Origin of the sequence: Ensifer soli, from assembly GCF_041928815.1 — a bacterium.
GTDB lineage: Bacteria > Pseudomonadota > Alphaproteobacteria > Rhizobiales > Rhizobiaceae > JBHFEI01.
The window spans coordinates 419,245-443,687 of the sequence record NZ_JBHFEI010000003.1 but is presented as its reverse complement, the minus strand read 5'-3'; the positions used below and the strand labels follow the sequence as shown (position 1 = coordinate 443,687).

Genomic DNA, 24,443 nt, shown 5'->3' with positions numbered 1-24,443 from the left:
CCTTTGGATCTGCACTTTGGCGGTTGCACCGGCGGGCATGCCCGCCGGAATGGCTCTCACTGGCGGTGTGGTGTGGTCACCGTCCAGCAAGCGATGAAATCCGGGTCCCGGACGCTTTCGCCGGTCCCCGATGTGTATAGTCCCGGATCCGCCGGCTCGAAGGCGTCGAGCAGCGGCGGAAGGGTGAATGTCTCTCCCGAACGCGTTCCCTGAAGGGCGATGGCGATGCCCGTGCGCGGATCGGCCGCCACGACACGGCCATGAAACTGCCGGACCTCCACCTCCGTCCCGTCCGCATCGCAATAGGTGATCCCGACGAGGACGAGGCTCTCTAGGAGGTCGGCGGCGAAGGCCTCGTCCCAGTCCGCCTCCCGTTCGTCGTCCCCCGGCGTCCAGCCCGTCATCGCGCCGTCCCCCCGTCTGCGTGAAGGCGAAGGAAAGCGCCGACCATCCTCTCGACGCGGCGCGCGGCCTCCTCCCCGGTGAGCCTGATATCCTCGCCGAGCAGCATGCGCAAATGCAGATCCGAGACGACGAGACCGTAGAAGGTCTCGTAGGCCTCGTCGCCGCTGTCGATCGCGAGCAACCCGGCGGCGGCCCCCGCCTCCATCAGCGCCACGGCCCGCCGGCGCACCTGCCTGCGGCCGCGCTCCTCCAGGAGCCGGCCGAGCTTGGCGCCGTCTCGGCTCGCCTGGCCGATCGCCAGCCGGTTCAGCGCCAGCGACACGTCGCCGGACAGGACGTCGAGGAGATCGCGGCCGAAGCCCGTCAGCAGTCCGCGGAAGCGCGCCGCAGTCAGCGGCCCGGCGTCAAGCTCGATGGCGCGCACCTTCGCCGCCTGGTAGTCGATCATCGCCGACAGGAGGCCGTCCCGGTCGGTGAACCACTTGTAGAGGCTTTCCTTCGAACAATTGGCGGCCCGCGCCACGCCCGCCGTCGTCAGCGCCTTCTCGCCGCCATCGACGAGCAGCCGCAGCGCGCTTTCGAGCACCGCCGCCTGCCGGGCGGAATAGTCCGCCATCCCGATGTGATCCGTCGAAAGCACGCCAACACCTTTCAAGTACCGTACGGTACGGTTCTCATCGCATCGATCCCCGTTCCCGTCAAGCCGGGCAGTTCCGAAAATGAGGTGGAGATGCCGGACGCCCCGAGGTTTCTGCCGGAGGCTGTGGTAAGGCTGTCGTCCACAGAACCCCACACACGGACCGATCCATGCGCACCCTGCCCGCCCTCCTGCTTCTCCTTTTGCCTTCCGCGGCGCCCGCGGCCGAGACGCCCTTCTATGTCGGCACATGGGACTGCGAGGTCTCGACCTTCACCTTCACCGAGACGACCTACGATCCGGGCGAGGCGCCGCTGGCGATCCGGTCGGTGACGCGGGACGGCGAGAATGCCTATACGCTCGCCTTCGACGACGGCTATGCCATCGGCGTCAGCCGGATCGACGGTCAGAGCATGCAGTGGCTCTCCCATGCAAGCGGCGACATGTTTACCTGTAAACGCCTGCCTTGAGGGCGAGCCCCGGCGGCGTTCAATCGCCCGCGCGCGGCGCATGGCCGACCGGGATCGCCGTCCCGCTCTTCAGTATCTCCATGGAAATCGAGGCGGAGACATCGAAGAGTTCGATGCGGCGAACGATCTGCTTGTAGATCACGTCGTAGTGTTCCACCGAAGGCAGCACGATCTTCAGGATGTAATCGTGGTTTCCCGTCAGCCGGTGCGCCTCGACGATCTCGCCGATGTCGGCGATGGCACGGCGAAACGCCTCCGTCCAGGCGTCGCTGTGATGGGCGGTCTTGATCAGGGCGAAGACCGTGGTCGGCACGCCCATCCTGGCGCGGTCGAGCACGACGATGCGGCGCGCGATGACGCCCGCCTCCTCCAGCCGCTGGATCCGCCGGGAACAGGCGGAGGGCGACAGCGCCACCTGATCGGCGAGTTGCGCCAGCGGCAGCGCCGCATCCTCCTGCAGCAGCCTGAGGATCTTCCGGTCACGCTCGTCAAGCCCTGCCATCGGTTCTCTTCGTGCAATCGATTCGCTTCTTCCGGTAAAAATACGCAATCAGGATGCATGGCAACGCAAATTCCGTCGTGCATTCGCGCGAAATTTCCGCGCCGATCACGTCATAATGCGTCCGTCGAACACGAAAGGGGACAGGGATGAAACGCATCGGACTGATCGGCGGCATGAGCTTCGAAAGCTCGGCCGTCTATTACAAGCTGATCAACGAGCGCGTCCGCGCCGTGAACGGCGGCCTGCATTCCGCCGACCTCCTGCTTCATTCGCTGAATTTCCAGGTGATCGTCGACTGCCAGAAGGCTGGGCGCTGGGACGAGGCGGCCCGCCACCTGATCGACGCCGCGCGCGGCCTGGAGCGGGCCGGCGCCGACTGCGTGCTGATCTGCACCAACACGATGCATCTTGTCGCCGACGAGGTAAAAGGAGCGATCGGCATCCCGCTCATCCACATCATCGACGAAACCGCCGCCCGCCTGAAGCAGCAGGCCGTGCGCCGGCCCCTGCTGCTCGCCACGCGCTACACGATGGAACACGGCTTCTATGCCGGCGCGATGGCGCGGCACGGCATCGACCTGCGCATCCCCGATGCGGCCGGGCGGACGCTCGTCCACGACGTCATCTTCGAGGAACTCTGCGCCGGGGTCGTGCGTCCTGAATCGCGCGACCGGGTCGAGGCGCTGGTGACGGCGGCGAAGGACGACGGTGCCGACGGCGTCATTCTCGGCTGCACCGAGATCTGCCTGCTGCTCGATCCCGACCGTCTCCCCCTTCCCGGCTTCGATTCGACCCGGATCCATGCGGAGGCCGCCGTCGCCTTCGCGCTGGAGAGCGACGAGCGGGGCCGCGATGCCGCATAATTTACTTGACTCAGTCAATTAATAATGGGAAAGCGAAGGGCATGGAGGATGTCTCTTGCCCCTCGACACCATCGACAGCATCCGCGCGTTCAACCGCGACTATACGCGCTGGCTCGGCCTTCTCGACCGCGCCTATCTCGACGGCCCCTACACGCTGACCGAGGCGCGCATCCTCTACGAGCTCGCCAACCGGGACGGCCTTGCCGCAAGCCTGCTCATCGAGGAACTGCATCTCGACGCCGCCTATCTCAGCCGCATCCTCAAGGCCTTCCGTGGCTCGGGCCTCGTCGAAAGCCGGCCGGACCCCGGCGACCAGCGCCGGCAGATCCTGTCGATCACGGAGAAAGGCCGCGCGGAAGCCGCGGACCTGGCGCACCGGTCGCGCGCGGCGATCTCTGCATCGCTGGAGGACCTCGCCCCCGCCGGACGCGAGCGGCTCGCCGGCGCGATGCAGGCGATCCGCGACTGCCTCGGCAAGGAGAGGCGCGATCCGCAGGTGGTGCTCCGCCCGCACCGCGTCGGCGACGTCGCCCGGATCGTCCATCGCCAGGCAATCCTCTATGCCGGGGAATACGGCTGGAACGGCGAATACGAGGCACTCGCCCTGGAGATCGCCGCGCGCTTCCTCAGGGATTTCAAGCCGGGACGCGAGGCCTGCCATGTCGCCGAGCGCGAAGGGGAGATCGTCGGCGCGGTGTTCCTGGTCGAGGACGACGCGGAGACCGGCCGGCTGCGCCTCCTGCATGTCGAGCGCGAGGCGCGCGGGCTCGGCGTCGGCCGCCTGCTGGTCAGGGCCTGCATCGCCTCGGCGCGCGCGGCCGGCTACCGCCGCCTGACGCTCTGGACCAACGACGTGCTCGCCGCCGCCCGGCGCCTCTACGAGTCCGAAGGGTTCCGGCTTGTTTCGGAGGAACGGCACCGGAGCTTTGGCAAGGACCTCAACGGGCAGGTCTGGTCGCTCGACCTTGACGGCTGATCAGGCGGACGCCGCGAGGCTTTCCCAATCGCATTCCAGAAGGCCCGTTCCGGCGAACGGGTCGACGAGCGTGCCCGAGACGATCGCCGCGAGCAGCGCCGGCGCCGGCGGCACGCGGGCGATTGTCGCCACCAGCCGGTCGCGGATGATGGCGAGCGCCTTCGAATCGGACTGGTAGAAGGGCGTGAAGGCGAGCGACAGCATCTGGAACACTCGCACATGCCGTCGCCGCGCCGCCGCATAGGCGCCGAGCGCCGCGCCGACGCTGTCATGGCGCGACAGCATGTGAGCCAGCGTCGCCGCGTCGAGCAGCGCCATATTGGCGCCCTGGCCGAGCTGCGGGCTCGTCGAATGGGCGCTGTCGCCGATGAACGCGATGCGGCCGGCCACCGGCGGCAGCACGGTGCGGTGCTGGTAGCGGGCAAGGGTCAGCTGCTCGAAGCCGTCGATCTGCGCCAGAACGGGCGCCATCTCCGGCCAGTAGTCGTTGATCCGCGCCGCCCACCGCCCGATGCCGTCCGCCTTCACCGCTTCGGCATCGGCGACCTTGAGGCTCCAGAAGAACGCGCCGGTCGTCTCGCCGCAGGCAAGACGACCGGTCGGCAGCAGGCCGATCATCACCCGCGCGCGGTCGTATCTTTGCGCCAGAGCGTGGCGATCATGCGCGATGCCGTCGAGGCGCACGGTCGCCCAGAAGGCGCCGTACGGCAGCGGCCGGGGCGCCGGCATCCCGCCATGGGCGTGCCGCAGCGCCGTTGCCGCGCCGCCGGCATCGACGACGAGGTCGAAGGGCCCGGCCTCGTCGCCCGAGACCGCACGCAGCACGAGCCCGGCGGCGCGTTCCTCGGCGGCGGCGACCTCGAAGCCGGTCAGAGGCCGGATTCCCTCCGAGGCTGCGGCCTCAAGCAGCGTGTCGAAGAGCGCCGCGCGCCGGATGCCGAGCCCGAAGCGGCCACCCGGACGGGCCGCATAGCGGACATCGAGCACGGTGCGCCGGCTTCGCGCATCCTCTCCCCGCAACCGGTCGATGCGGCTGCCCCTGGCGAGCATGCGCGGCAGCAGACCGAGCGCCGCAAGCACGGTCATGCCCGTCGGCTGCAGCATCAGCCCGGAACCGACCGGGGCGGCGGCGGAAAACCGTTCCAGAACCGTGACGCGGTGCCCCTGCCGCGCCAGGAAAAGCGCCGCCGAAAGGCCCGCAGGGCCCGCGCCGACGATGCCGACGTCCAGCCGGCCCATGCCGCCGCTCACGCCGCGTCTTGGTCGAAGGACGCGCGCGCGGCGCGGATCGCGGCATGATGCTCGACCGACCAGCGCACCAGCCCCTTGAGCAGCGCCTCGAACGAGCGGCCCATCTCGGTCAGCCGGTATTCGACGCTCGGCGGCTTGGTCGGAAACACCGTGCGGGACAGATATCCGTCCCGTTGCAGGTCGCGCAGCGTCTGCGTCAGCATGCGCTGCGAAATGTCGGGAAGGCGCCGGCGCAGCGCCGAGAAGCGCAAAGGACCCTCGGCGAGCATCAGAACGATCAGCGTGTTCCATTTGCCGCCGATATTGTCGAGGACATCGCGCACCGGGCAATCGGCAAGGCTCATCGCCGTGTCGCCGATCACCATCGTCAGGGGCTCCGCCATCGTCCGGGCTGCCGTGTTCATGTCGTGGTTCCCTTCGCGTAACCTTGAGCGGAAAACCTGCCTCCTTTACATCGGCCGGCCGGTGCCAGATCTACACGAAGTCTCGAAACGAGACCATCTCCCGCAGCGCCGCAGCGCGCACAAGGCTGAAGGAAAACCCATGTCCAAGACCCTCGTCGTCACCGGCGCCTCCGGCCATCTCGGCCGGCTCGTCCTCGATCACCTTCTCGAACGGCCGAACATCGATCCGGCACGGATCGTCGCCGCGAGCCGCGATCCCGGCAAGCTCGCCGGCTATGCCGAAAAGGGCGTGGTCACCCGCCGTGCCGATTTCGACGACCCCGCCTCGCTGGAGACGGCCTTCGCCGGTGCCGACACGATCCTGATCGTCTCGACCGACGCGCTCGATGCCCCGGGCCGGCGCCTTCGCCAGCACCGCGCGGCGATCGCGGCGGCCGCGGGCTCCGGCGCCACCCACATCCTCTATACCTCGATGCCCAATCCGGAACACTCCGTTATCCCCTTCGCGCCCGATCACCTCCAGTCGGAAGAGGCGGTGAAGGCGACCGGCATCGCCTACACGATCCTGCGCAACGGCTGGTACATGGAAAACCTCTTCATGGCCCTGCCGCATGCGCTTTCGACCGGCCACTGGAACAGCTCGGCCGGCGAAGGCCGCCTGGCCCACGTGGCGCGTGCCGACATCGCCGCCGCGACCGCCGCCGCGCTCGTGGCCGAGCCCGCCAACCGCACCTATACCCTGACCGGCGCCATGGCGCGCACGACGGCCGAGATCGCGGCGCTCGCCGCGGCAGCCACCGGCAAGCCGCTCGCCGTCGTTCCCGTCGACGACGAAGCGCTCGCCGCCGGGCTGAAGGCCGCCGGCCTGCCGGACGCGATCGTGCCCGTCGTCGTCTCCTTCGACACCAACACGCGCCTCGGCCTCATCGACATGGTGACGGGCGACCTCTCCGCGCTGTCCGGACGGCCGGCCGAGACGCTGGAGTCCTTCCTCGCCAAGAACGCCGCTGCACTCTCATGACGCAAACGTCAGCGGCCGGCAGCGGAAATTTGATTGACCGGCCGCTGACAAGAATCAGTAATTGCGATTTAATGAGGACTTCGTAAGATACGCACATTCTGTTCCGTGCCCGCGGAGCGACTCGACGATCGTCAGGAACGATCACGCCCGATCACGGACCCTGGAAGCCGCCACCCATGACCATGCCCGAGAGACCCGCCGACGACGACATTCGCCTGTGCCTTGCGCGCATGCTTGCCGCATCGGCCTTCGGACGCTCGGAACGGCTGCGCAATTTCCTGAAATACGTCGTCGAGAAGGAGATCGCCGGCGAGGCGCACCAGTTGAAGGGGTACACGATCGCCATCGACGTTTTCGGGCGGTCTCAGTCCTTCAATGCCGACAGCGATCCGCTCGTGCGCGTCCATGCCGGCAAGCTGCGCAAGTGCATGGACCTCTATTATGCCGAGGACGGCGCGGACGACCCCTGGCGGATCGTGATACCGAAAGGCACCTACGTGCCCGAATATCACCTCAACGCGCCGGCCGCGCCTGCGGAGGCGGAGCCGCAGGCCGCGACGACCGACGAGGCGGCCGTCGCGACGCTGGCTTTCGCCGGCGCAGGCCCGGACACGGCCCCGCCGCCGGTCGAGACCGGGCTGCGCCGCCGTGTGCGCCGCATCCTGCCGGCGCGGCTGAGTTCCTCCTCGATCGCCATGCTGTCGTCGCTGCTTCCGCTGCTGCTGATCGTGCCGCTCAGCCTGCCTTTCGGCTCTGCGGATCTGCGCAACGGCGACGGGGCCGCCGCGCGCGAATCGGCCTCCGCGCGCATCGCCGGCAATCTGCCGGGCATCTTCGTCATTGCCGACGGCAAACCGGGCAACCTCGCCAGCACCTTCGCCGCCGCCCTGACCTCGGCCGCGCGGTCCTACAGGACCGTGACCCTGCGCGCCGACGGCGAACCGGCGACCGCCGCGACGCTCGACTTCGTCGTCAAGGTGAAACCGGAATTCGACCCCGTGGGGCTGACGATCAGCGTCGTCCACCAGCAGACCAATGCGGTGGCGAGCCAGACCTTCATCGGCAGCGACCAGTTGAACGACGCCGACGACATGATGTTCGAAAGCGTCTCGCTCGCCGCACGGCTCCTGCCGATGAGCGGCCCGATCTACGACTTCAGCACTGCCGCCGGCCTTTCGACGCCGCTGATGACCTGCATGCTCGCGACCGACCGGTATCGTGCACAGCAAACGCGCGAGAATTTTCGCGCTGCCGAGGAATGCCAGCGCGATCTTCTCGCCGACGATGCAGAGGTCGGTTTCGTCTCGACGGCAGGAAGCCTGCTCTACGTCTTCGGCACGGCGCACGAGACATCGGCCGAGAGGCACTGACGTCGATATCGGCCGGAAAACCGAACGGACACCAGCCCGACGCGCGCCGCACAGACATTCAGCATCTGCTTAAAAAAACAGAATTTTACCTGTAAGAATAGACACTATCGCCGCGATGCAACTTTGCATAATCTGCCACAATGCGCAGGAATTGGTATCGTGTTGCTGGCAGCGACGGCACGGAGACGGACGGCTCGTCCCGACATTCTGACCCTGTGCTTGGTTTGACTGCGAGAAACACATCCGCTCTGCGCCAAAGGTGCAAACGGAGACCGTCTTGCTGATGACAGACCACTTGCAGGCTAAAAGACCGCCGGGCGGCAGGCGCGGCTCGGTCCGCTATCTGCCCAACCTGCCCCTGCCCGGCACCATCGCCGACGGGCAGGTCGGCATCGCCGACATGGCCGACGCCTTCGGCGTCACCCATCGCACGCTGCATTTCTACGAGGAGAAGGGCCTGCTTTCCGCAGAGCGCATGGGCCCGATGCGCGTCTACGGCAACGAGGACATCCGCCGGATGGCGGTGATCAACGGCTGCCGCGAGATCGACATGCCGATCGCCGACATCCAGCAACTGATGGCCGATCTCCTCGAGGCCGACAGCCAGGACGAGGCGGACCGCCTCTTTGCCGAGGCGCTGCTTGCCCATCGCAAGGAGCTGGTGGCGCTGCAGTCGACGCTCTGCCGGCAGATCCAGCGCGTCACCGAGCTGCTCGAATCGGCCGCCCATGACGAGCACAAGCCGATCCTGCTGCGCGAGCGCGTCCATCTCTCGCCGATCGAGACCCGCTGCATCCAGATGATGGCAAAAGGCGCGGCCGCAAGCCGGATCGCCCTCGACATGCACATGGACGTCGCCGCGGTGGCAACGCTCGAAGCCGACATCATCCGGAAATTCAACGGACACAACCGCTTCCAGGCCATTGCCAAGGCGATGCTTCACGGACACGTCTCAGCCGAGTGACGGCGGGCGACGGCAACGGCCCGCCCGCCGACCGCCCGTCGAAGAGCCCGCCGAAAGCTGACATGCGTCGCAGTCGTCCGGATGCGCGCCTATGCTTGAGATTTTTTAAGAATCGCTTTTCGCACGTTTTCGCGAAGCGGGCCTCAGCGCACCACCGTCAACGTTTCGGCCGCCCGCGTGATCGCGGTGTAGAGCCAGCGTTCGCGCATGTCCCGGAAGGCCCAGCTTTCGTCAAACAACACCACGTCGTTCCACTGCGACCCTTGCGCCTTGTGCACGGTCAACGCATAGCCGTAGTCGAATTCGTCGTAGCGCTTGCGCGTCGACCAGGGGATCTCTTCGTCCAGATTTTCGAAGGCGGCCTTCAGGAGCTTGATCTTCGCCGCGCCGCGATCCATGTCGTCGTCCTCGGGGCGGATGAGCAGGTTGATGCCGGGCTTCACCGTCTCGCGCGACGAGGTCATCACCTGCCACAGCGAGCCGTTGAGCAGGCCCTTGGCCGGATCGTTCCTGAGGCAGACGAGCTTGTCGCCGGCCTGCGGATGGTCGGTGGTGAAACCCTTCAGTTCCCTCAGGCGCGCATTGTAGCGCCGCCGCGTCTTGTTGGTGCCGACCAGCACCTGGTCGGCGGCGAGCACCATGTCGCGATCGACGTCGCCGCGCGAAATCACGCGCACCGTGCCGAAATCGCCCTTCGGGATCTCCTCGCCCTCACGCACCTGCATGGCGAGACGGATGATCGGGTTGTCGCGCGCCTGCCGGTGGATGTCGGTCAGAAGGAAATCCGGCTCCTGGTCGGTGAAATAGCCGCCGCCCGAGACCGGCGGCAACTGGCCGGGATCGCCGAGCACGAGGATCGGCGTGCCGAAGCTCATCAGGTCCTTGCCGAGCGCCTCGTCGACCATCGAGCATTCGTCGACGATGATCAGCGCGGCGCGCGCGACCGGGCTCTGCCGGTTGATGGAGAACATCGGCGCGATCGATGTCTTGCCGGTCTCCTCGTCGGAGACCTCCTCCTCGCCGCGCGGCCTGTAGATCAGCGAATGAATCGTGCGGGCGTTGGTTGCGCCCTTCGAGCGCAGCACCTGCGCCGCCTTGCCGGTGAAGGCGGCGAACAGGACCTCGCCATCGACATGCTCGGCGAAATAGCGCGCCAGCGTCGTCTTTCCGGTGCCGGCATAGCCGAATAGCCGGAAGAGCGGCGAGCGGCCTTCCTTCAGCCAGCGCGAGACCGCCGCCAGCGCCTCGTCCTGTTGCGGTGCAAGTTCCATGGCTCGCGAAGTGGCAGGATTCGGCCGTTTCGCGCAAGCGCAACCGGCGAAATTCGCGCCTCAGCGGTCACCGAGCCGGATCGGCCGGCCGTGCGGCGTCGCCTCGGCGGCGCGCTGCCAGTCGGCGGCAAGCTGCCGTATCGTTTCGTCGGAGGCGACGCCGCGCTCGACGAGAAGCGCCCCGAGCGCGGCGACCCAGCTTTCGAAATAATCCGACCCGTCCGATGCCCGCCCGGGACGATGCACCTCCCGCGACAGGGCCGCCGCCCATTCGCTCCAGGTGAACACGCCGCTTTCGTGGAGATGCACGGTCATGGCGAAGGCCTGCGCCTGCCAGGGATGGGAAAAGGCGGGCGCGCCGTCGACCGAGAGAGGCAGTCCGGGCGAGCGTTCCAGCTCATGCGGCAACAAGATAGCTCTCCCAGGCATCGATCGAGACGGTGAGCGACGGATCGGCACCGTCGCCCCAGATCTCCGCCCCGTCGAACACGACGGTGTAGACCCATTGCGGCGCCTCGCCGAGACCATGCGCATTCGTGTCCGGGAAGACGAAGCTGCCCTGCACCGCCTCGACGGTTCCCGCCTTCGCCCTTGCGTAGCGCGGCAGGCGGGTATGGGTCTCCGGGTGAGAATTGCGGGTGCGCACGCGCTCGCCGACGGCAAAGCGCGGCGGCTCCGAGACCGGCCGGTCGCAAGGGGAACCCTTTGCAAGTACCGCCGGCACGCGCTCGGCCGTCAGCACCGCCACGTCGCGGCGGACCGGATCGAGCGCCCGGCCTTCGCGCAGTTCCTGATCGCTGACGAAGTCGTGGCGGACGAGCAGCCGCTCCAGCGCCCGGATCCAGATCTCGTAGTAGCTCGACGACAGATAGGTCGCCGGCGGCAGGGTTTCGCGCATGTGCCGGCTCTCGTCGATCGTCCAGGCGCGCAGCGCACCGCAGGAGAGCGTCACGCCGAGCGCCCGTTTTTCCCACGCGCCGTGAAAGTAGGGCTCGTCGGGTTCCGGCGCCACCGGGCCGAAGCCATGCTGGCCGCCGAGATCATGGGGTCCGTTCATGGCCGCGCCTCCGGAGAAAGGGCAAGCCCGGTCCCGATCATCGAATCGCGCGTGACGAGCGCCGCAAGCGCCGCCTCGTCCATGCCCTCGGTTCCCGCCGGACGCTCGGGCACGACGAGATAGCGCAGTTCGGCGGTCGAATCCCAGACGCGGATCTTCCGCTCCTCCGGCAGGGCGACACCGAATTCTGCCAGCACCCCGCGCGGATCGATGACGGCGCGGGAGCGGTAGGCGGGCGCCTTGTACCAGACCGGCGGCAGGCCGAGCACCGACCACGGATAGCAGGAGCAGAGCGTGCAGACGACGAGATTGTGGGTCTCGGGCGTGTTGAAGACGGCGCGCATATGCTCGCCCTGGCGGCCGGTGTAGCCGAGGCTGGCGATCGCCGCCGTCGCGTCCCCGGCAAGCCATCCGGCGAAGGCGGGATCGGCCCAGGCCCGCGCCACCACGGCGGCGCCGTTGCGCGGGCCGATCTTCGTCTCATAGGTGTCGACGATCGCGTCGATCGCCGCCGGATCGATGAGGCCCTTCTCCGTCAGGATCGTTTCGAGCGCCTTCACCCGTGCCTCGATCGGCGTCAGGTGATTGTCGTGATGGTCATCGTGATCGTGGTGATGCATGGAGGTCCTCCGGACGGACAGTGACTGTTTTCATACGCCGATCCCGCCGCGTCGCCAACCGTTTCGCGCCGACCGTCAGCGCAGCATCGGCCAGAGGCTGAGGACGAGCAGCACGGCCATGCCGATGTTGAACCCCTTGAGCCGGCGCGGGTCGGAAAGCCAGCGGCGCAGGACCGAACCGAAGCCGGCCCAGCTCGACACGCTCGGCAGATTGACGAGGGCGAAGGCGACGCCGACGATCATGACCGTCGCCGTATGATTGGCCGGGTCCGGATAGGCGGCCATCGCCGACACGGCCATGACCCAGGCCTTCGGATTGACCCACTGGAAGGCGGCGGCCTGAAGGAAGGTCAGCGGCCGGCTGCCGCTCCTGCCCTCCGCCAGACGGCGCGACGTGGCGATGGTCCAGGCGATCCACAGAAGGTAGAGCCCCCCGGCGATTTTCAGGACGGTGTAGAGGAGCGGCGCCGCTTCGAGAAGCGCGCCGAGCCCGAAGCCGACGCCGAGCAGCAGCGACAGGAAGCCGAAGCCGATGCCGAGCATGTGCGGCACCGTGCGCAGGAAGCCGAAATTCACACCCGAGGCGAACAGCATCATGTTGTTCGGGCCCGGCGTGATCGACGTCGTGAACGCGAAGAGAAGAAGGCTGAGAAAGGTTTCGATCGGCATTGTCGTCCTCGGTCTGACCACGGTTGCACGCGCCCCTCGCCTTGAACCGCGCGATCCTTGCTGTAGTGTCTGCCGCGCAGCATCACCGCGAGGCAGGAGCGACGGCCATGCACCAACCGATCCCGACGACAGACCTTGCATCCGGCCCGCGCGTGCCCGTGCTCGGCCAGGGCACCTGGCACATGGGGGAGAACCGGGCGAACGCACGTGCGGAGGCCGACGCGCTCCGCCTCGGCCTCGATCTCGGCATGACGCTGATCGACACGGCGGAGATGTATGCCAATGGCGGCGCCGAGACGGTCGTCGGCGAAGCGGTCAGCGGGCGGCGCGACGAGGCCTTCATCGTCAGCAAGGTGCTGCCGTCGAATGCGAGCCGAAGCGGCACGATCGCCGCCTGCGAGGCCAGCCTGAAACGGCTCGGCATCGCGTGCATCGACCTCTATCTGCTGCACTGGCGCGGTCGCTTTCCCCTCTCAGACACGGTCGCCGCCTTCGAGACGCTGAGGCGCGACGGCAAGATCGCCGCCTGGGGCGTCTCCAATTTCGACGTCGACGACATGGAGGAACTGGCAACCGTCGCCGGCGGCAACAAGGTCGAGACCAACCAGGTGCTCTACAACCTCGCAGAACGCGGCATCGAATACGGCCTCGTCCAGTGGCAGGCCGCGCGCGGCATCCCGGTCATGGCCTATTCCCCGCTCGACGAGGGCCGGCTGGTGCGTCATCCCGCCCTCGTCCGCCTCGCCAAGGCCCATCAGGCGACACCGGCGCAGGTGGCGCTCGCCTTCCTGATGAACCGGCCGGGCGTGGTCGCCATCCCGAAGTCGTCCTCGCCCGAAAGGGTCCGGGAGAACCGGCAGGCCGCCGACATCCGCTTCACGGCACAAGACCTGGCCGCGATCGATGCCGCCTTCCCCCCGCCCCGCGCCAAGACGCCGCTGGCGATGATCTGACCCTCACATGCCCTGAGGCCCGCGGTTCATCGCGGCAATCCCGGTCCGGCAGATCTCGATCACGCCGAGCGGCTTCATGATCGCGACGAACTGGTCGATCTTCGACGACTTGCCGGTGATCTCGAAGATGAAGTGATCGAGCGTCGCGTCGATGACCTTGGCGTGGAAGGCATCGGCGAGGCGCAGCGATTCGGCGCGGTGCTCGCCGCTGCCGCTGACTTTCACCAGCGCCACCTCGCGCTCGATCGGCCGGTCATGGCCGAGCGCTCCGGCGCGCACCGTGAGATCCACGACCCGGTGCACCGGAACGATGCGCTCGAGCTGCGCCTTGATCTGCTCCAGCACATGCGGCGTGCCGAGCGTGACGATAGTGATGCGCGACAGATGCGCCTGATGCTCGGTTTCCGAGACCGTCAGGCTCTCGATGTTGTAGCCGCGTCCGGAAAAAAGGCCGATGACGCGGGCAAGGACGCCGGGCTCGTTGTCGACGAGCACGGAGAGCGTATGCCGCTCGGCCCGTTCCGTTTCCTTGGCGATGAAATAGGCCGATCCCGTCGGCTGATGCTGGGCATTCATGGTGTCCGTCCCGTCACTGTTCGTCTGCGCCGCCGCGCAATCCTTGAGGTCTTCAATGAAAAGGCGGCGGCTTGCCGCCGCCCTTCCCGTCGTCACACCAGCTGTCGGCCCTTGGCGTCGATCGCGGTGGCGACCGCCTCGTCCGTCGCCTCGTCCGGCAGCAGCATCTCGTTGTGCGCCTTGCCCGAGGGGATCATCGGGAAGCAGTTGGCGAGATTGGCGACGCGGCAGTCGAAGATGACCGGCGCCGGGCTGTCGATCATCGCCTGGATCGCCTCGTCGAGCTCGCCCGGCTTGTCGCAGCGGATGCCGACGCCGCCATAGGCTTCCGCCAGCTTGACGAAATCGGGCATCGCCTCCGTATAGGAGTTGGACAGGCGGTTGCCGTGCAGCAGCTGCTGCCACTGGCGGACCATGCCCATGTACTGGTTGTTGAGGATGAAGATCTTGACCGGCAGATTGTACTGAACGGCGCAGGACATTTCCTGGATGCACATCTGGATCGAGGCGTCGCCGGCGATGTCGATGACGAGGCTCTGCGGATGGGCGACCTGCACGCCGATCGCGGCCGGGAAGCCGTAGCCCATCGTGCCGAGGCCGCCGGAGGTCATCCAGCGGTTCGGCTGCTCGAAGCCGTAGAACTGCGCCGCCCACATCTGGTGCTGGCCGACCTCCGTCGTGATGAAGGTGTCGCGGTCCTTGGTCAGCTCGTAGAGCCGCTGGATCGCGTATTGCGGCATGATGACGTCGTCGCTCGGCGTGTAGGCGAGCGACCTGCGGCCGCGCCAGCGCTCGATGCCGGCCCACCACTCCGAAAGTCTGCCCTTTTCCGCAGCACCGCCGGAGCGCCACAGCCGAACGATGTCCTCCAGCACCTCGCCGGCGTCGCCGAGAATGCCGATGTCGACATGGACGTTCTTGTTGATCGAGGACGGATCGACGTCGATGTGGATCTTCTTCGAGTCCGGCGAAAACGCGTTCAGCCGGCCGGTGATGCGGTCGTCGAAGCGCGCGCCGATGCAGACCATGACGTCGCAGTCATGCATCGTCATGTTGGCCTCGTAGGTGCCGTGCATGCCGAGCATGCCGAGCCAGTTCTTCCCCGAGGCCGGATAGGCGCCGAGCCCCATCAGCGTCGAGGTGATCGGGAAGCCGGTGAGGTCGACGAGTTCGCGCAGGAGCTTCGAGGCTTCCGGCCCGGCATTGACGACGCCGCCGCCGCTGTAGATCACCGGGCGGCGCGCGGAGCGCATCAGGGCGACGGCCTGCTCGATCGCCTTCAAGTCGCGCTTCAGCTTCGGCGGATAGCTCGTGCGCTCCTCGACGGCATCCGGCGCGACATAGGTGCCGCGGGCGAACTGGACGTCCTTGGGGATGTCGACGACGACCGGGCCGGGACGGCCGGACTTCGCGACGCGGAACGCCTCGTGGATGATGCGGGCGAGATCGTTGACGTCCTTGACCAGCCAGTTGTGCTTGGTGCAGGGGCGTGTGATGCCGACCGTGTCGCATTCCTGGAACGCGTCCGAGCCGATCAGCGAGGTCGGGACCTGGCCGGTGAGGCAGACGAGCGGGATCGAATCCATCAGCGCGTCCTGCAGCGGCGTCACCGCATTGGTCGCGCCCGGACCGGAGGTGACGAGCATGACGCCGACCTTGCCGGTGGAACGCGCATAGCCCTCGGCCATGTGGCCGGCGCCCTGCTCGTGGCGGACGAGGATGTGCTGGATGTCGTCCTGCTGGAAGATCTCGTCATAGATCGGCAGCACGGCGCCGCCCGGATAGCCGAACACATGCTCGACCCCGTTGTCCTTCAGCGCCTTGATGACGATCTCCGCGCCGGTCATCTCCTGTTCCGTTCCGCTCATTGGTCCATCCGTCCCTTGGTTGTTGCGGCTTGTTTTCGGGCATAAAAAAAGGCCCCTTGAGGAGCCTCGTCTTCGCGCATGGGTGGCTGTCGCCGGATGGTTAGACCATCCTGCCCATGCGCGTTCCCACCACAAGAATAACTGCAAATTTTTTCATGGGCGTTGTGTTAACGGGAAATCCCCTTCGCGTCAACGCCTTTGTGCCAACAATCAAGACGTGTCAAAATGAAACAACGCAACCAAGAAGTCCCTGGAACGACTTATTAAATTCCATCCTGTACGGTTTCGGGCCAGAGTGTCGGGAAACGGGCGTTGCTGAACAACGAACTGCAAAATTCGATCAGCGCCGGCGAACAGGAACGGCGCGACGTCCTGAAGCGCGGCAATCGCTTCCTGGGTCGGGTCGTCGCGTGCAACGGCTCGCGTGCGACCATCGCCTCGCTCGCCGAGCATGGCGAGACCTCTCTGACGGAACTGTGGTCCGTCGGCCGGCTGATCTCGATCACGGTCGGCAAGAACCGCGTCGTCGCGCTCGTCTATTCCATGCAGACGCCGACCCACGACTGGGGCGAGGAAAGCGACAACGTGTTCCGCATCGAGGTCGAGCTGATGGGCGAGGTCCATGTCGGCCCGAACGGCCGCGAGGAGTTTTCCGCCGGCATCACCCAGTATCCCTATCTCGGTGCCGTCGCCCACCGTATCCGCGCCGCCGACCTCGCCCGCATCTACGACACCGGCAAGAGCGACACCTGCATCATCGGCAAGCTGACCCAGGACGAATCGATCGACGCGACGATCCACATCCCCTCGATGCTGTCGAAGCATTTCGCCATCGTCGGCACCACCGGCGTCGGCAAGTCGACCGCCGTCACGCTGCTCCTGCACAAGGCGATCGCCTCGGATCCGAAACTGCGCGTGCTGATGCTCGATCCGCACAACGAGTTCGCCGCCGCCTTTCCGGACCACGCCGTCGTCATCGACACCGACACGCTCGACCTGCCCTTCTGGCTGATGCGGCTCGAGGAATTCGCGGAGGTGATCTTTCGCGGCCGCACCGCCGTGCCCGAGGAGATCGACATCCTGCGCGACACGATCCCGGAGGCGAGGCGGGCGTTCAAGGGCGGCCAGGACGCGGGACTCGTCAGGCGGAACGGCGAGCGCAACACCGTCACCGCGGACACGCCGATCCCCTACCGCATCGCCGACCTGCTCGCCGCGATCGACGAGCGCATCGGCAAGCTCGACGGCAAGGCGGAAAAGCCGGCGCTGCGCTCGCTGAAGATGCGCATCCTGTCGGCGATCAACGATCCGCGCTACCATTTCATGTTCTCCTCGAACACGATCTCGGACACGATCGTCGAGACGATCGCCCGCATCTTCCGCATCCCCGGCGACGGGCGGCCGATCGCGACCTTCCAGCTCGCCGGCATCCCCTCCGAGGTGGTCAATTCCGTCGCCTCCGTGCTCTGCCGCCTCGCCTTCGAGGTGACGCTCTGGAGCAATGGCGGCGTGCGCATCCTCGTCGTCTGCGAGGAGGCACACCGCTATGTCCCCGCCGACCCCAATCTCGGCTTCGTCCCGACGCGGCAGGCGATCGCCCGCATCGCCAAGGAGGGCCGGAAATACGGCGTCTCGCTCGGCATGATCACGCAGCGCCCCGGCGAACTCGATCCGACCATCCTGTCGCAATGTTCGACCGTCTTCGCCATGCGGCTCGCCAACGAGCGCGACCAGGCGATCATCCGCTCGGCGATCCCGAACTCGTCGAGTTCGACGACGAGCTTCATCTCCTCGATCGGCAATGGCGAGGCGATCGCCTTCGGCGAGGCCGTCGCCGTGCCGATGCGGATGAAGTTCGACCGGGTCGAGGAACGGTGGCTTCCGCGCGCCAACGGCGTGGTCGCCGTGCAATCCGAGGAAGACCCGACAACGATCGACCTGAAGGCCGTGGTCGGCCGCATGCGTGCGATCGGCGCCCAGGACGCGTCACAGGCCGCGCGCGCGCATGAGGATGACGCCCATTGGGGCCAGGCGCCGGTCGCACCGCCGGAACGGCCCTCGCTGCGCCGCCAGGAGGATCCCGGCCAGCGCGACAGCTACGTGCCGCCCGAGTCGGATGCCTACCGCAGCGACACGCAGCGCCTGGAGCCGAAGGAGGCGCTCGAACGCTTCCACCAGATGCGCCAGCAGGTGATGGCAAAGGAAGCGGCCAGCGCGCCGCCGCGGCCGGCCGCCCCGCCGCCGAAGGCGGACCATCCGATCAAGAAGGAAATCTCCTCGATCCGCGAAAGCCTGATCAAGAAGCCGCTCGGCGGTTTCCTCCGCAAATAGGCGATCTGCGGCCGGAGCGCCGTCGATCCGGCATCCGGCAATCTCTTGAGAAATGAAGAAAGACTTTCGTCGGCTCCCGGGCGCTCCTCATGCGCGGACGGTCAGCCGGTTTGCCCGTCGAGCACGCGCCAGCGGTCGTCGAGCTGGTTGCGGAACCAGGTCATCTGCCGCTTGGCATAATGGCGTGTCGCCGTCGCCCCCTGCTCGATCGCGGCCTCGCGCGTGATCGCGCCGGCGATCAGCGCGGAGATCTGCGACACGCCGATCGCCTTCATCACCGGCATGGCAGGGGAAAGGCCGAGCGACAGGAGCGCGCGCACTTCCTCGATTGCTCCCTCCTCCAGCATCGTGGCGAAACGGCGGTCGATACGCTCGTAAAGCACCGGGCGCGGCGGCAGGACGAGCAGGCATTGCGCCCGCGCCGGATCGATCACCATCGGCCCGGAGCGTCGCTGCAGGCGGGCGAGCGGTTCCCCCGACACCTCCAGCACCTCCAGCGCCCTGAGGATCCGCTGGGCGTCCGCCGCGCCGATCTGCGCCGCCGTCTCCGGATCGCGCGCATGAAGCTCGGCATGAAGCGCCAGCGCCCCTTCCCGCGTCAGACGGTCGCGGAGGGCGGTACGAACCGGATCCGGTATGTCGGGCATCGGCGCCAGCCCGCCGGTCAGCGCACGGAAATAGAGCCCCGTTCCGCCGACGAACACCGGCAGCCGCCCCTCCCGACGCAACGCCGCGACGAGATCCGCCGCCGCGCGCAGCCAGCTTCCGGTCGAAAAGGCGCCGCCCGCCGGCACATGGCCATAGAGCCGGTGCGGCACGCCGGCCATGGCGGCCTCGTCGGGACGCGCGGTCAGCACCCGCAGCGTGTCGTAGACCTGCATGCTGTCGGCATTGATCACCACGCCGCCGCGTGCTCGGGCGATCGCAAGCGCCAGCCCGGACTTGCCGCTCGCCGTCGGCCCCGTTATCAGAACCGCATCCGTTTCATCGTCAGGGATCGTCACCATGGCCTTCGTTGCCACGCTTGTTGCCAATCCGTCAAACCCCGTGCTGACGCCGGCGCTCGGCGAAGCCGCGACCGCCGCGATCGACGCCGCCGGCCTCTACTGGCTGGCGGACGGGGTCGCCTGCGACATCGCGCTGCGCGACGGGGTCGATCCGGCGGCCGCGGACGCCATGCTCCGGAACACGCTTGCGGGCGCGCCGGTCGACGTCGTCGTGCAGGAAGCGGAACGCCGGCGCAAGCGGCTGCTCGTCGCCGACATGGATTCGACGATGATCGGCCAGGAATGCATAGACGAGCTCGCCGCCGAGGTCGGGCTGAAGGAGAAGGTCGCGGCGATCACGGCGCGGGCGATGAACGGCGAGATCGCCTTCGAGCCGGCGCTGATCGAGCGCGTCGCGCTGCTTGCGGGACTGCCGCTGTCCGTCGTCGGCAAGGTCATCGAGACCCGCATCACGCTGACGCCGGGCGGGCCGGAACTGATCGCGACGATGAAGGCAAAAGGCGGCCACACGGCGCTGGTCTCCGGCGGCTTCACCGTGTTCACGGAGCCGGTGGCGGCAATGCTCGGCTTTGACGAGAACCATGCCAACCGGCTGACCGTCGAGGACGGCGTGATCGTCGGACGCGTCGAGACGCCGATCCTCGGCAAGCAGGCGAAGGTCGACCAGTTGCGCGCGATCGCGCAGAGGCTCGGCATCACGCCAGACGAGGCGATCGCCGTCGGCGACGGCGCCAACGACCTCGGCATGCTGGAAATCGCGGGCTCCGGCGTGGCGCTGCATGCCAAGCCCGCGGTTGCGGCCGAGGCGGGGATCCGCGTCGACCATGGCGACCTCACGGCGCTTCTCTACATCCAGGGCTATCGCAAGACCGATTTCGTCCGTTGACCCTCCGGGACCGGCGACGGAAGATCCGCCGCCGGTCCCTCAAGGCCAGGCTATTCCATCCGCAGCGTGACGAAGCGCATTTCGCCGCTCTTGCCCGACATCATCACCAGCGCGTTGCGCCGGCCGTCCCGCTTCAGCGCCTCGACGCGGCGGCTCACATCCTCCGGCGTCTTCATCGCCTCCTGGCCGACCTCGACGATCACGTCACCGGCCGCGATCCTGCGTTCGGCCGCGGCGGAGCCCGGCCGGACCTCGGTGACCACGACGCCCTGCACCTCTTCCGCGATGCCGAAGGTCTTGCGCGTGTCGGCATCGAGCGGCGCGATCTTCATGCCGAGGACCAGATCGGTCGACGGCACGGTGGCGGCCGGCGGCTCCGCGCCGTTTTCCGTCCCCTCTGCCGGCTCGTCGCTCGCAGGCGCGGCGGAGGCCATGTCGTCGGCATCCTCGAGCCGCCCGAGCGTCACCTTGACGGTCTGCTCCTTGCCGTCGCGGATGATCACGACGTCGACGGCCTTGCCGACAGGGCTCTCGGCCACGACGCGCGGCAGGTCGCGCATCGCCGGAACATCCTTGCCGTCGAAGCGGACGATCACGTCCCCGGTCTTGATGACGCCATTGGCGACCGGGCCGCCTTCGATGATACCGGAGACCAGCGCGCCCCGGGCGCGGTCCATCTGCAGCGTTTCGGCGAGGTCGTCGGTGACCGGCTGGATGCGCACGCCGAGCCAGCCGCGGCGGGTTTCGCCGAACTCGCGCAACTGCCCGATGATGTTCGCCGCAAGCTCCGTCGGGACGGAGAAGCCGATGCCGATCGACCCGCCGCTCGGCGAGATGATCGCCGTGTTGATGCCGATGACCTCACCCTTCATGTTGAAGAGCGGCCCGCCGGAATTGCCGCGATTGATCGCCGCGTCGGTCTGGATGAAATTGTCGTAGGGACCGGCATTGATGTTGCGTCCGCGCGCCGAAATGATGCCGATCGTCACCGAACCGCCGAGGCCGAAGGGATTGCCGATCGCCATCACCCAGTCGCCGATGCGCATGCTGCGCGAATCGCCGAACGGCACCCATTTGAGCGGCGTCGGCGATTCGACCTTCAGCAGCGCGAGGTCGGTCTTCGTATCCTTGCCGACCAGCTTCGCCTTCAGCTTCGATCCGTTGGCGAAATTCACCTCGATGTCGTCGGCGCCGTCGATGACGTGATTGTTGGTGACGATGAAGCCCGACGGATCGATGACGAAGCCGGAGCCGAGCGAGTTGACCGTGCGCTGGCGGTTGCCGCCCTGGCCGCCCTGGCCCTTGAAGAACTCGTCGAAGAAATCCTGGAACGGCGACCCCTCGGGCACCTGCGGCGCCGGGGCGTTGTCGTCGTTCTTGACGTTCTGTGAGGTCGAGATGTTGACGACGGCGTCGAGCAGGCCGGCGGCGAGATCGGCGACCGATTCGGGACCGTTCATCGGGTGCTGCGCGAACGCGCGCGGCACGATCGCGCCCTGCGCCACGGCCGAGGCGAGAAGCACGGCGGCGACGGTCTTCATCTGCCGCCGGAAACGGATGGACAAGCCCATGGAGGTCCTTTCGATGTCGCGGCGCGGCCGTCTGCCGCCCGTCCGTTCGTCCCGGCCGGCCGCATCATGCGACAGGCCGGACGGTCTCGCCGGAGAGGATAAGGCGGAATCGGCAAGCGTCCAGACACGATTTCATGAGGGTCCCTGACGGAGCGCCTCAGGACGTCACCGTGTGACCGGCCTCGCCGAGCGCGGCGAGCGCCCTGTCGAGGTCCGAGCCAAGGATGAACACGTAGTCGGTGCTGAAGGTGGAGGTGGCGAACACGCCGACGCCGGCCTTCGACAAGGGTTCGAGCACGGCGGAAAGAACGCCCGGAATGTCGAAGGCGAAATGCTCCTCGATCCGCAGGCAGCGCCAGCCGAGCGAGGACTGGACCGCGGACGGCACGCGCGCCGCCCGGCAGACCAGCGTCATTTCCTCGCGGGACGACGAGACGGCCCAGAACCCCGGCCCCGGCAGCCAGGACGGAAGCGGGGTGCCGACGTTCAGCCGCGTGATCGCATATTCCGCTTCGACCAGCCGTATGTTCAGTTTCTTCGCCATTCCCGATCACCTTTCGATCCACCGCCGGCACAGCGCGCCGGCGACCGCATGCGGCGACGGGCCGAGTACGGTCACGTCGCCGGTCGCGCGAAAGGGGCCGGCAAGCCAGCCCCTTTCCGATTGTGTCCTGCCGGCACCGGCCGCCCGGCGGGGGCGGTGTCAGTTCGCCGCCGGCGGTGTCTGCGTCGCGGCCGGCGGCTTCGCGCCGGTCGCATCGTTGAAATAGCGGAAGAACTCGGAGTCCGGCGAAAGCACCAGCGTCGTGTCGGGGCTGCCGATCGCCCGCTGGTAGGCATTCATCGAGCGGTAGAACTCGAAGAAGCCGGGGTCGCGGGCAAAGGCCCCGGCGAAGATGCCGGTCCGCTCCGCCTCGCCCTCACCGCGCAGGATTTCCGAATCGCGCTGCGCTTCCGCGACGATCTCGACGACCTGGCGATCGGCGATGGCGCGACGGCGCTGGCTTTCCTCGTTGCCGCGGGCGCGGATCAGTTCCGCCTCGGCCAGGCGTTCGGCCTTCATGCGCTCGAAGGTCTGCTGCGAGACTTCCTGCGTCAAATCGGTCCGGCGGATCCGCACGTCCGTGATCGACAGGCCAAGCGATTCGGCATCCGGCGTCAGGTCCGACCGTACCTCGCGCATCATCGACGCACGCTCGTCGGAGAGCGCCGATTCGAAGCCTCTCAGGCCGTAGACACGGCGCAGCGACGCATCGAGACGGGTGCGCAGACGGGAGACGGCCGCCTCTCGGTCGCCCGAAACGGTTTCGCGGAACCGGCGCGGATCGGCGATGCGATAGACCACGAAGGCATCGACCTCGTAGAACTTGCCGCCCGAGACCTGCACGCGGATATTGTCGAGGTCGAAGCGGAGCGCCTGGTCCTCGACATATTGCACGCGGTCGGCGTCCATGAAGGCGAAGGGGAGCTTGAAGTAGAGGCCGGGCTCCGTCTTGACGTCGCGGATCTGACCGAAGCGCACGACGATCGCCTGCTGGCGCTCGTTGACGACGAATACCGACGAGTAGATGCCGATGAGGATGACCGCGAGCGCGATCAGGATGGCGGGAACGCGATTGCCCATCACTGCGCTCCTCCCGTCTGGGCCGGCTGCGGCCGGGCGATCTCGTTCAGCGGCAGGTAGGGCAGCACGCCCTGGCCGTTGCGGTCGTCGAGAATGATCTTCTTCGAGCGGCCGAGCACGTCCTGCATGGTCTCGATGTAGAGGCGGCGGCGGGTGACGTCAGGCGCCTTCTCATATTCCTGATAGACGGAGACGAAGCGCTGAGCCTCACCTTGCGCCTCCTTGACGACGCGGTCCTTGTAGGCGGCGGCCTCTTCGCGGTTCTGCGCGGCCTGACCGCGGGCCCGGCCGAGCACCTGGTTCGCGTACTGGTTGGCCTCCTCGACGAAGCGGTCCTCGTCCTGCTCGGCGCGCTGCACCTCGTCGAAGGCGTCGGCAACCTCGCGCGGCGGCGCCGCATCCTCGATCGCGACGGTATTCACGGAAATGCCGGCGCCGTAGGCGTCCATCGTCGCCTGGATCGTGCTCTTGACGTCGGCGGCGATCGCCTGGCGGTTGTCGCGGAAGATGTCCTGCGCCGGACGGCGGCCGACGACCTCGCGCATGGCGCTTTCCGACACCTGCTGCAGCGTGTTGGCCGGCTCCTCGACGTTGAAGAGATAGGATTTCGGGTCGGTCACGGAGAAGAGGACCGAGAACTGCACGTTGACGATGTTCTGGTCGCCCGACAGCATCAGGCCGGCACCCGCCTGGCTGCTGTTTGCCCGGCCGCCGATGTTGAGCTGCTGCTCGGTCACCTTGACGATCTCGACCGTCTCGAAGGGCCAGAAATGGAAGTGCAGGCCCGGCATGGAAATCTCTTCCTTCGGCTTGCCGAAGCGCATCTCCACGCCGCGCTCATCCGGCTGCACCGTGTAGATGGAATTCATCAGGAGGAAGCCGATGACGATCAGGCCGATGATGACGAAGACGCCACCGTTGATGCCGCCCGGAACCACGTTTTTCAGCTGGTCCTGCCCGCGACGGAAGATGTCCTCGAGATCCGGCGGGCCGCCATTGCGTCCGCCCCCGCCGCCGCGCGGCCGGTTCGGTCCCTGTCCCCAGGGTCCGGGCTTCGGCCCGCCGCCGCCTCCGCCGCCGCCGCCCCAAGGGCCGCCGCCGCCATTCTGATTGCTCCAGGGCATCCATACCTCTTCGTGTCAAACCG

At 67.3% G+C, this 24,443-nt stretch carries 26 protein-coding genes; 9 read left to right on the top strand and 17 right to left on the bottom strand.

The window, feature by feature from the left end:
* Window positions 1-56 precede the first annotated feature (56 nt).
* Both ACEVQ6_RS06950 and ACEVQ6_RS06945 read right to left on the bottom strand, forming a co-directional pair.
* Window positions 57-404: a hypothetical protein gene (locus tag ACEVQ6_RS06950; RefSeq protein WP_374888189.1), complete on the bottom strand. Its 348-nt coding sequence runs from the start codon at window positions 402-404 to the stop codon at window positions 57-59.
* Window positions 401-1,021 carry a TetR/AcrR family transcriptional regulator gene (locus ACEVQ6_RS06945; RefSeq protein ID WP_374888188.1) on the bottom strand — a complete coding sequence of 207 codons (621 nt, stop codon included), beginning with the start codon at window positions 1,019-1,021 and terminating at the stop codon, window positions 401-403. The genes ACEVQ6_RS06950 and ACEVQ6_RS06945 overlap by 4 nt, the downstream gene beginning before the upstream one ends.
* A 191-nt stretch (window positions 1,022-1,212) precedes the next feature.
* Between ACEVQ6_RS06945 and ACEVQ6_RS06940 the strand changes: the two genes are divergently transcribed.
* Window positions 1,213-1,512, top strand: coding sequence for a hypothetical protein (locus ACEVQ6_RS06940; RefSeq protein ID WP_374888187.1), 300 nt, complete (start codon window positions 1,213-1,215; stop codon window positions 1,510-1,512).
* Between the two features lie 19 nt (window positions 1,513-1,531).
* Here the strand turns inward: ACEVQ6_RS06940 and ACEVQ6_RS06935 are convergent, their stop codons facing one another.
* Window positions 1,532-2,014, bottom strand: a complete 483-nt coding sequence (locus tag ACEVQ6_RS06935; RefSeq protein ID WP_374888186.1) for an Lrp/AsnC family transcriptional regulator — start codon at window positions 2,012-2,014, stop codon at window positions 1,532-1,534.
* A gap of 146 nt (window positions 2,015-2,160) precedes the next feature.
* On the opposite strand from ACEVQ6_RS06935, the gene ACEVQ6_RS06930 reads away from it, so the two are divergent.
* Complete coding sequence (locus tag ACEVQ6_RS06930; RefSeq protein ID WP_374888185.1) at window positions 2,161-2,877, top strand: aspartate/glutamate racemase family protein; 717 nt, start codon at window positions 2,161-2,163, stop codon at window positions 2,875-2,877.
* A gap of 55 nt (window positions 2,878-2,932) precedes the next feature.
* A complete protein-coding gene (locus tag ACEVQ6_RS06925) occupies window positions 2,933-3,853 on the top strand; it encodes a bifunctional helix-turn-helix transcriptional regulator/GNAT family N-acetyltransferase (protein ID WP_374888184.1) in 921 nt (306 codons plus the stop codon).
* On the opposite strand, the gene ACEVQ6_RS06920 is transcribed toward ACEVQ6_RS06925, so the two are convergent.
* Both ACEVQ6_RS06920 and ACEVQ6_RS06915 read right to left on the bottom strand, forming a co-directional pair.
* On the bottom strand, window positions 3,854-5,092 hold the full coding sequence (locus ACEVQ6_RS06920) for an FAD-dependent oxidoreductase (protein ID WP_374888183.1): 1,239 nt from the start codon (window positions 5,090-5,092) through the stop codon (window positions 3,854-3,856). It lies immediately after the preceding gene.
* Window positions 5,093-5,100: 8 nt separating this feature from the next.
* Window positions 5,101-5,487, bottom strand: a complete 387-nt coding sequence (locus ACEVQ6_RS06915; RefSeq protein ID WP_374888230.1) for a winged helix-turn-helix transcriptional regulator — start codon at window positions 5,485-5,487, stop codon at window positions 5,101-5,103.
* A gap of 160 nt (window positions 5,488-5,647) precedes the next feature.
* Here ACEVQ6_RS06915 and ACEVQ6_RS06910 point away from each other — a divergent pair, with 160 nt between their 5' ends.
* From ACEVQ6_RS06910 to ACEVQ6_RS06900, 3 genes are all read left to right on the top strand, one after another.
* On the top strand, window positions 5,648-6,529 hold the full coding sequence (locus ACEVQ6_RS06910) for an NmrA family NAD(P)-binding protein (protein WP_374888182.1): 882 nt from the start codon (window positions 5,648-5,650) through the stop codon (window positions 6,527-6,529).
* A 176-nt stretch (window positions 6,530-6,705) separates the two neighbouring features.
* Window positions 6,706-7,899: a hypothetical protein gene (locus tag ACEVQ6_RS06905; protein WP_374888181.1), complete on the top strand. Its 1,194-nt coding sequence runs from the start codon at window positions 6,706-6,708 to the stop codon at window positions 7,897-7,899.
* 283 nt (window positions 7,900-8,182) lie between these two features.
* Window positions 8,183-8,863, top strand: a complete 681-nt coding sequence (locus ACEVQ6_RS06900; RefSeq protein WP_374888180.1) for a MerR family transcriptional regulator — start codon at window positions 8,183-8,185, stop codon at window positions 8,861-8,863.
* Window positions 8,864-9,006: 143 nt separating this feature from the next.
* Here the strand turns inward: ACEVQ6_RS06900 and ACEVQ6_RS06895 are convergent, their stop codons facing one another.
* The 5 genes from ACEVQ6_RS06895 to ACEVQ6_RS06875 form a co-directional block, all read right to left on the bottom strand.
* Complete coding sequence (locus ACEVQ6_RS06895) at window positions 9,007-10,134, bottom strand: ATP-dependent DNA helicase (protein WP_374888179.1); 1,128 nt, start codon at window positions 10,132-10,134, stop codon at window positions 9,007-9,009.
* A gap of 60 nt (window positions 10,135-10,194) precedes the next feature.
* On the bottom strand, window positions 10,195-10,542 hold the full coding sequence (locus ACEVQ6_RS06890) for a nitrile hydratase accessory protein (RefSeq protein ID WP_374888229.1): 348 nt from the start codon (window positions 10,540-10,542) through the stop codon (window positions 10,195-10,197).
* The gene (gene nthB, locus ACEVQ6_RS06885; protein ID WP_374888178.1) at window positions 10,532-11,191 is read right to left on the bottom strand and encodes a nitrile hydratase subunit beta; all 660 of its coding nucleotides are present in this window, start codon (window positions 11,189-11,191) and stop codon (window positions 10,532-10,534) included. The genes ACEVQ6_RS06890 and nthB overlap by 11 nt, the downstream gene beginning before the upstream one ends.
* A complete protein-coding gene (nthA, locus tag ACEVQ6_RS06880; protein ID WP_374888177.1) occupies window positions 11,188-11,811 on the bottom strand; it encodes a nitrile hydratase subunit alpha in 624 nt (207 codons plus the stop codon). Before nthA ends, nthB begins: the two co-directional genes overlap by 4 nt.
* A gap of 75 nt (window positions 11,812-11,886) precedes the next feature.
* Window positions 11,887-12,480, bottom strand: coding sequence for a LysE family translocator (locus ACEVQ6_RS06875; RefSeq protein ID WP_374888176.1), 594 nt, complete (start codon window positions 12,478-12,480; stop codon window positions 11,887-11,889).
* 107 nt (window positions 12,481-12,587) lie between these two features.
* Here ACEVQ6_RS06875 and ACEVQ6_RS06870 point away from each other — a divergent pair, with 107 nt between their 5' ends.
* Window positions 12,588-13,433 carry an aldo/keto reductase gene (locus ACEVQ6_RS06870; RefSeq protein ID WP_374888175.1) on the top strand — a complete coding sequence of 282 codons (846 nt, stop codon included), beginning with the start codon at window positions 12,588-12,590 and terminating at the stop codon, window positions 13,431-13,433.
* Between the two features lie 3 nt (window positions 13,434-13,436).
* On the opposite strand, the gene ilvN is transcribed toward ACEVQ6_RS06870, so the two are convergent.
* Both ilvN and ACEVQ6_RS06860 read right to left on the bottom strand, forming a co-directional pair.
* Window positions 13,437-14,009, bottom strand: coding sequence for an acetolactate synthase small subunit (gene ilvN, locus ACEVQ6_RS06865; protein WP_374888174.1), 573 nt, complete (start codon window positions 14,007-14,009; stop codon window positions 13,437-13,439).
* A 92-nt stretch (window positions 14,010-14,101) separates the two neighbouring features.
* Entirely contained in the window at window positions 14,102-15,877 is a 1,776-nt protein-coding gene (locus tag ACEVQ6_RS06860) for an acetolactate synthase 3 large subunit (RefSeq protein WP_374888173.1), read from the bottom strand.
* A 312-nt stretch (window positions 15,878-16,189) separates the two neighbouring features.
* Here ACEVQ6_RS06860 and ACEVQ6_RS06855 point away from each other — a divergent pair, with 312 nt between their 5' ends.
* Window positions 16,190-18,208, top strand: coding sequence for an ATP-binding protein (locus ACEVQ6_RS06855; RefSeq protein ID WP_374888172.1), 2,019 nt, complete (start codon window positions 16,190-16,192; stop codon window positions 18,206-18,208).
* A 101-nt stretch (window positions 18,209-18,309) separates the two neighbouring features.
* Here the strand turns inward: ACEVQ6_RS06855 and miaA are convergent, their stop codons facing one another.
* Window positions 18,310-19,215: a tRNA (adenosine(37)-N6)-dimethylallyltransferase MiaA gene (gene miaA, locus ACEVQ6_RS06850; RefSeq protein ID WP_374888228.1), complete on the bottom strand. Its 906-nt coding sequence runs from the start codon at window positions 19,213-19,215 to the stop codon at window positions 18,310-18,312.
* Here miaA and serB point away from each other — a divergent pair.
* Window positions 19,214-20,101 (top strand): phosphoserine phosphatase SerB, encoded by an 888-nt coding sequence (gene serB / locus ACEVQ6_RS06845; protein ID WP_374888171.1) that lies wholly within the window; start codon window positions 19,214-19,216, stop codon window positions 20,099-20,101. The genes miaA and serB overlap by 2 nt on opposite strands.
* A 50-nt stretch (window positions 20,102-20,151) precedes the next feature.
* Here serB and ACEVQ6_RS06840 read toward each other — a convergent pair whose 3' ends face one another.
* From ACEVQ6_RS06840 to hflK, 4 genes are all read right to left on the bottom strand, one after another.
* A complete protein-coding gene (locus ACEVQ6_RS06840) occupies window positions 20,152-21,672 on the bottom strand; it encodes a DegQ family serine endoprotease (RefSeq protein WP_374888170.1) in 1,521 nt (506 codons plus the stop codon).
* A gap of 157 nt (window positions 21,673-21,829) precedes the next feature.
* Window positions 21,830-22,216, bottom strand: coding sequence for an ACT domain-containing protein (locus ACEVQ6_RS06835; RefSeq protein ID WP_374888169.1), 387 nt, complete (start codon window positions 22,214-22,216; stop codon window positions 21,830-21,832).
* Window positions 22,217-22,375: 159 nt separating this feature from the next.
* Window positions 22,376-23,296 carry a protease modulator HflC gene (hflC, locus tag ACEVQ6_RS06830; RefSeq protein WP_374888168.1) on the bottom strand — a complete coding sequence of 307 codons (921 nt, stop codon included), beginning with the start codon at window positions 23,294-23,296 and terminating at the stop codon, window positions 22,376-22,378.
* Complete coding sequence (gene hflK, locus ACEVQ6_RS06825; protein WP_374888167.1) at window positions 23,296-24,420, bottom strand: FtsH protease activity modulator HflK; 1,125 nt, start codon at window positions 24,418-24,420, stop codon at window positions 23,296-23,298. The genes hflC and hflK overlap by 1 nt, the downstream gene beginning before the upstream one ends.
* Between the last annotated feature and the right edge of the window lie 23 nt (window positions 24,421-24,443).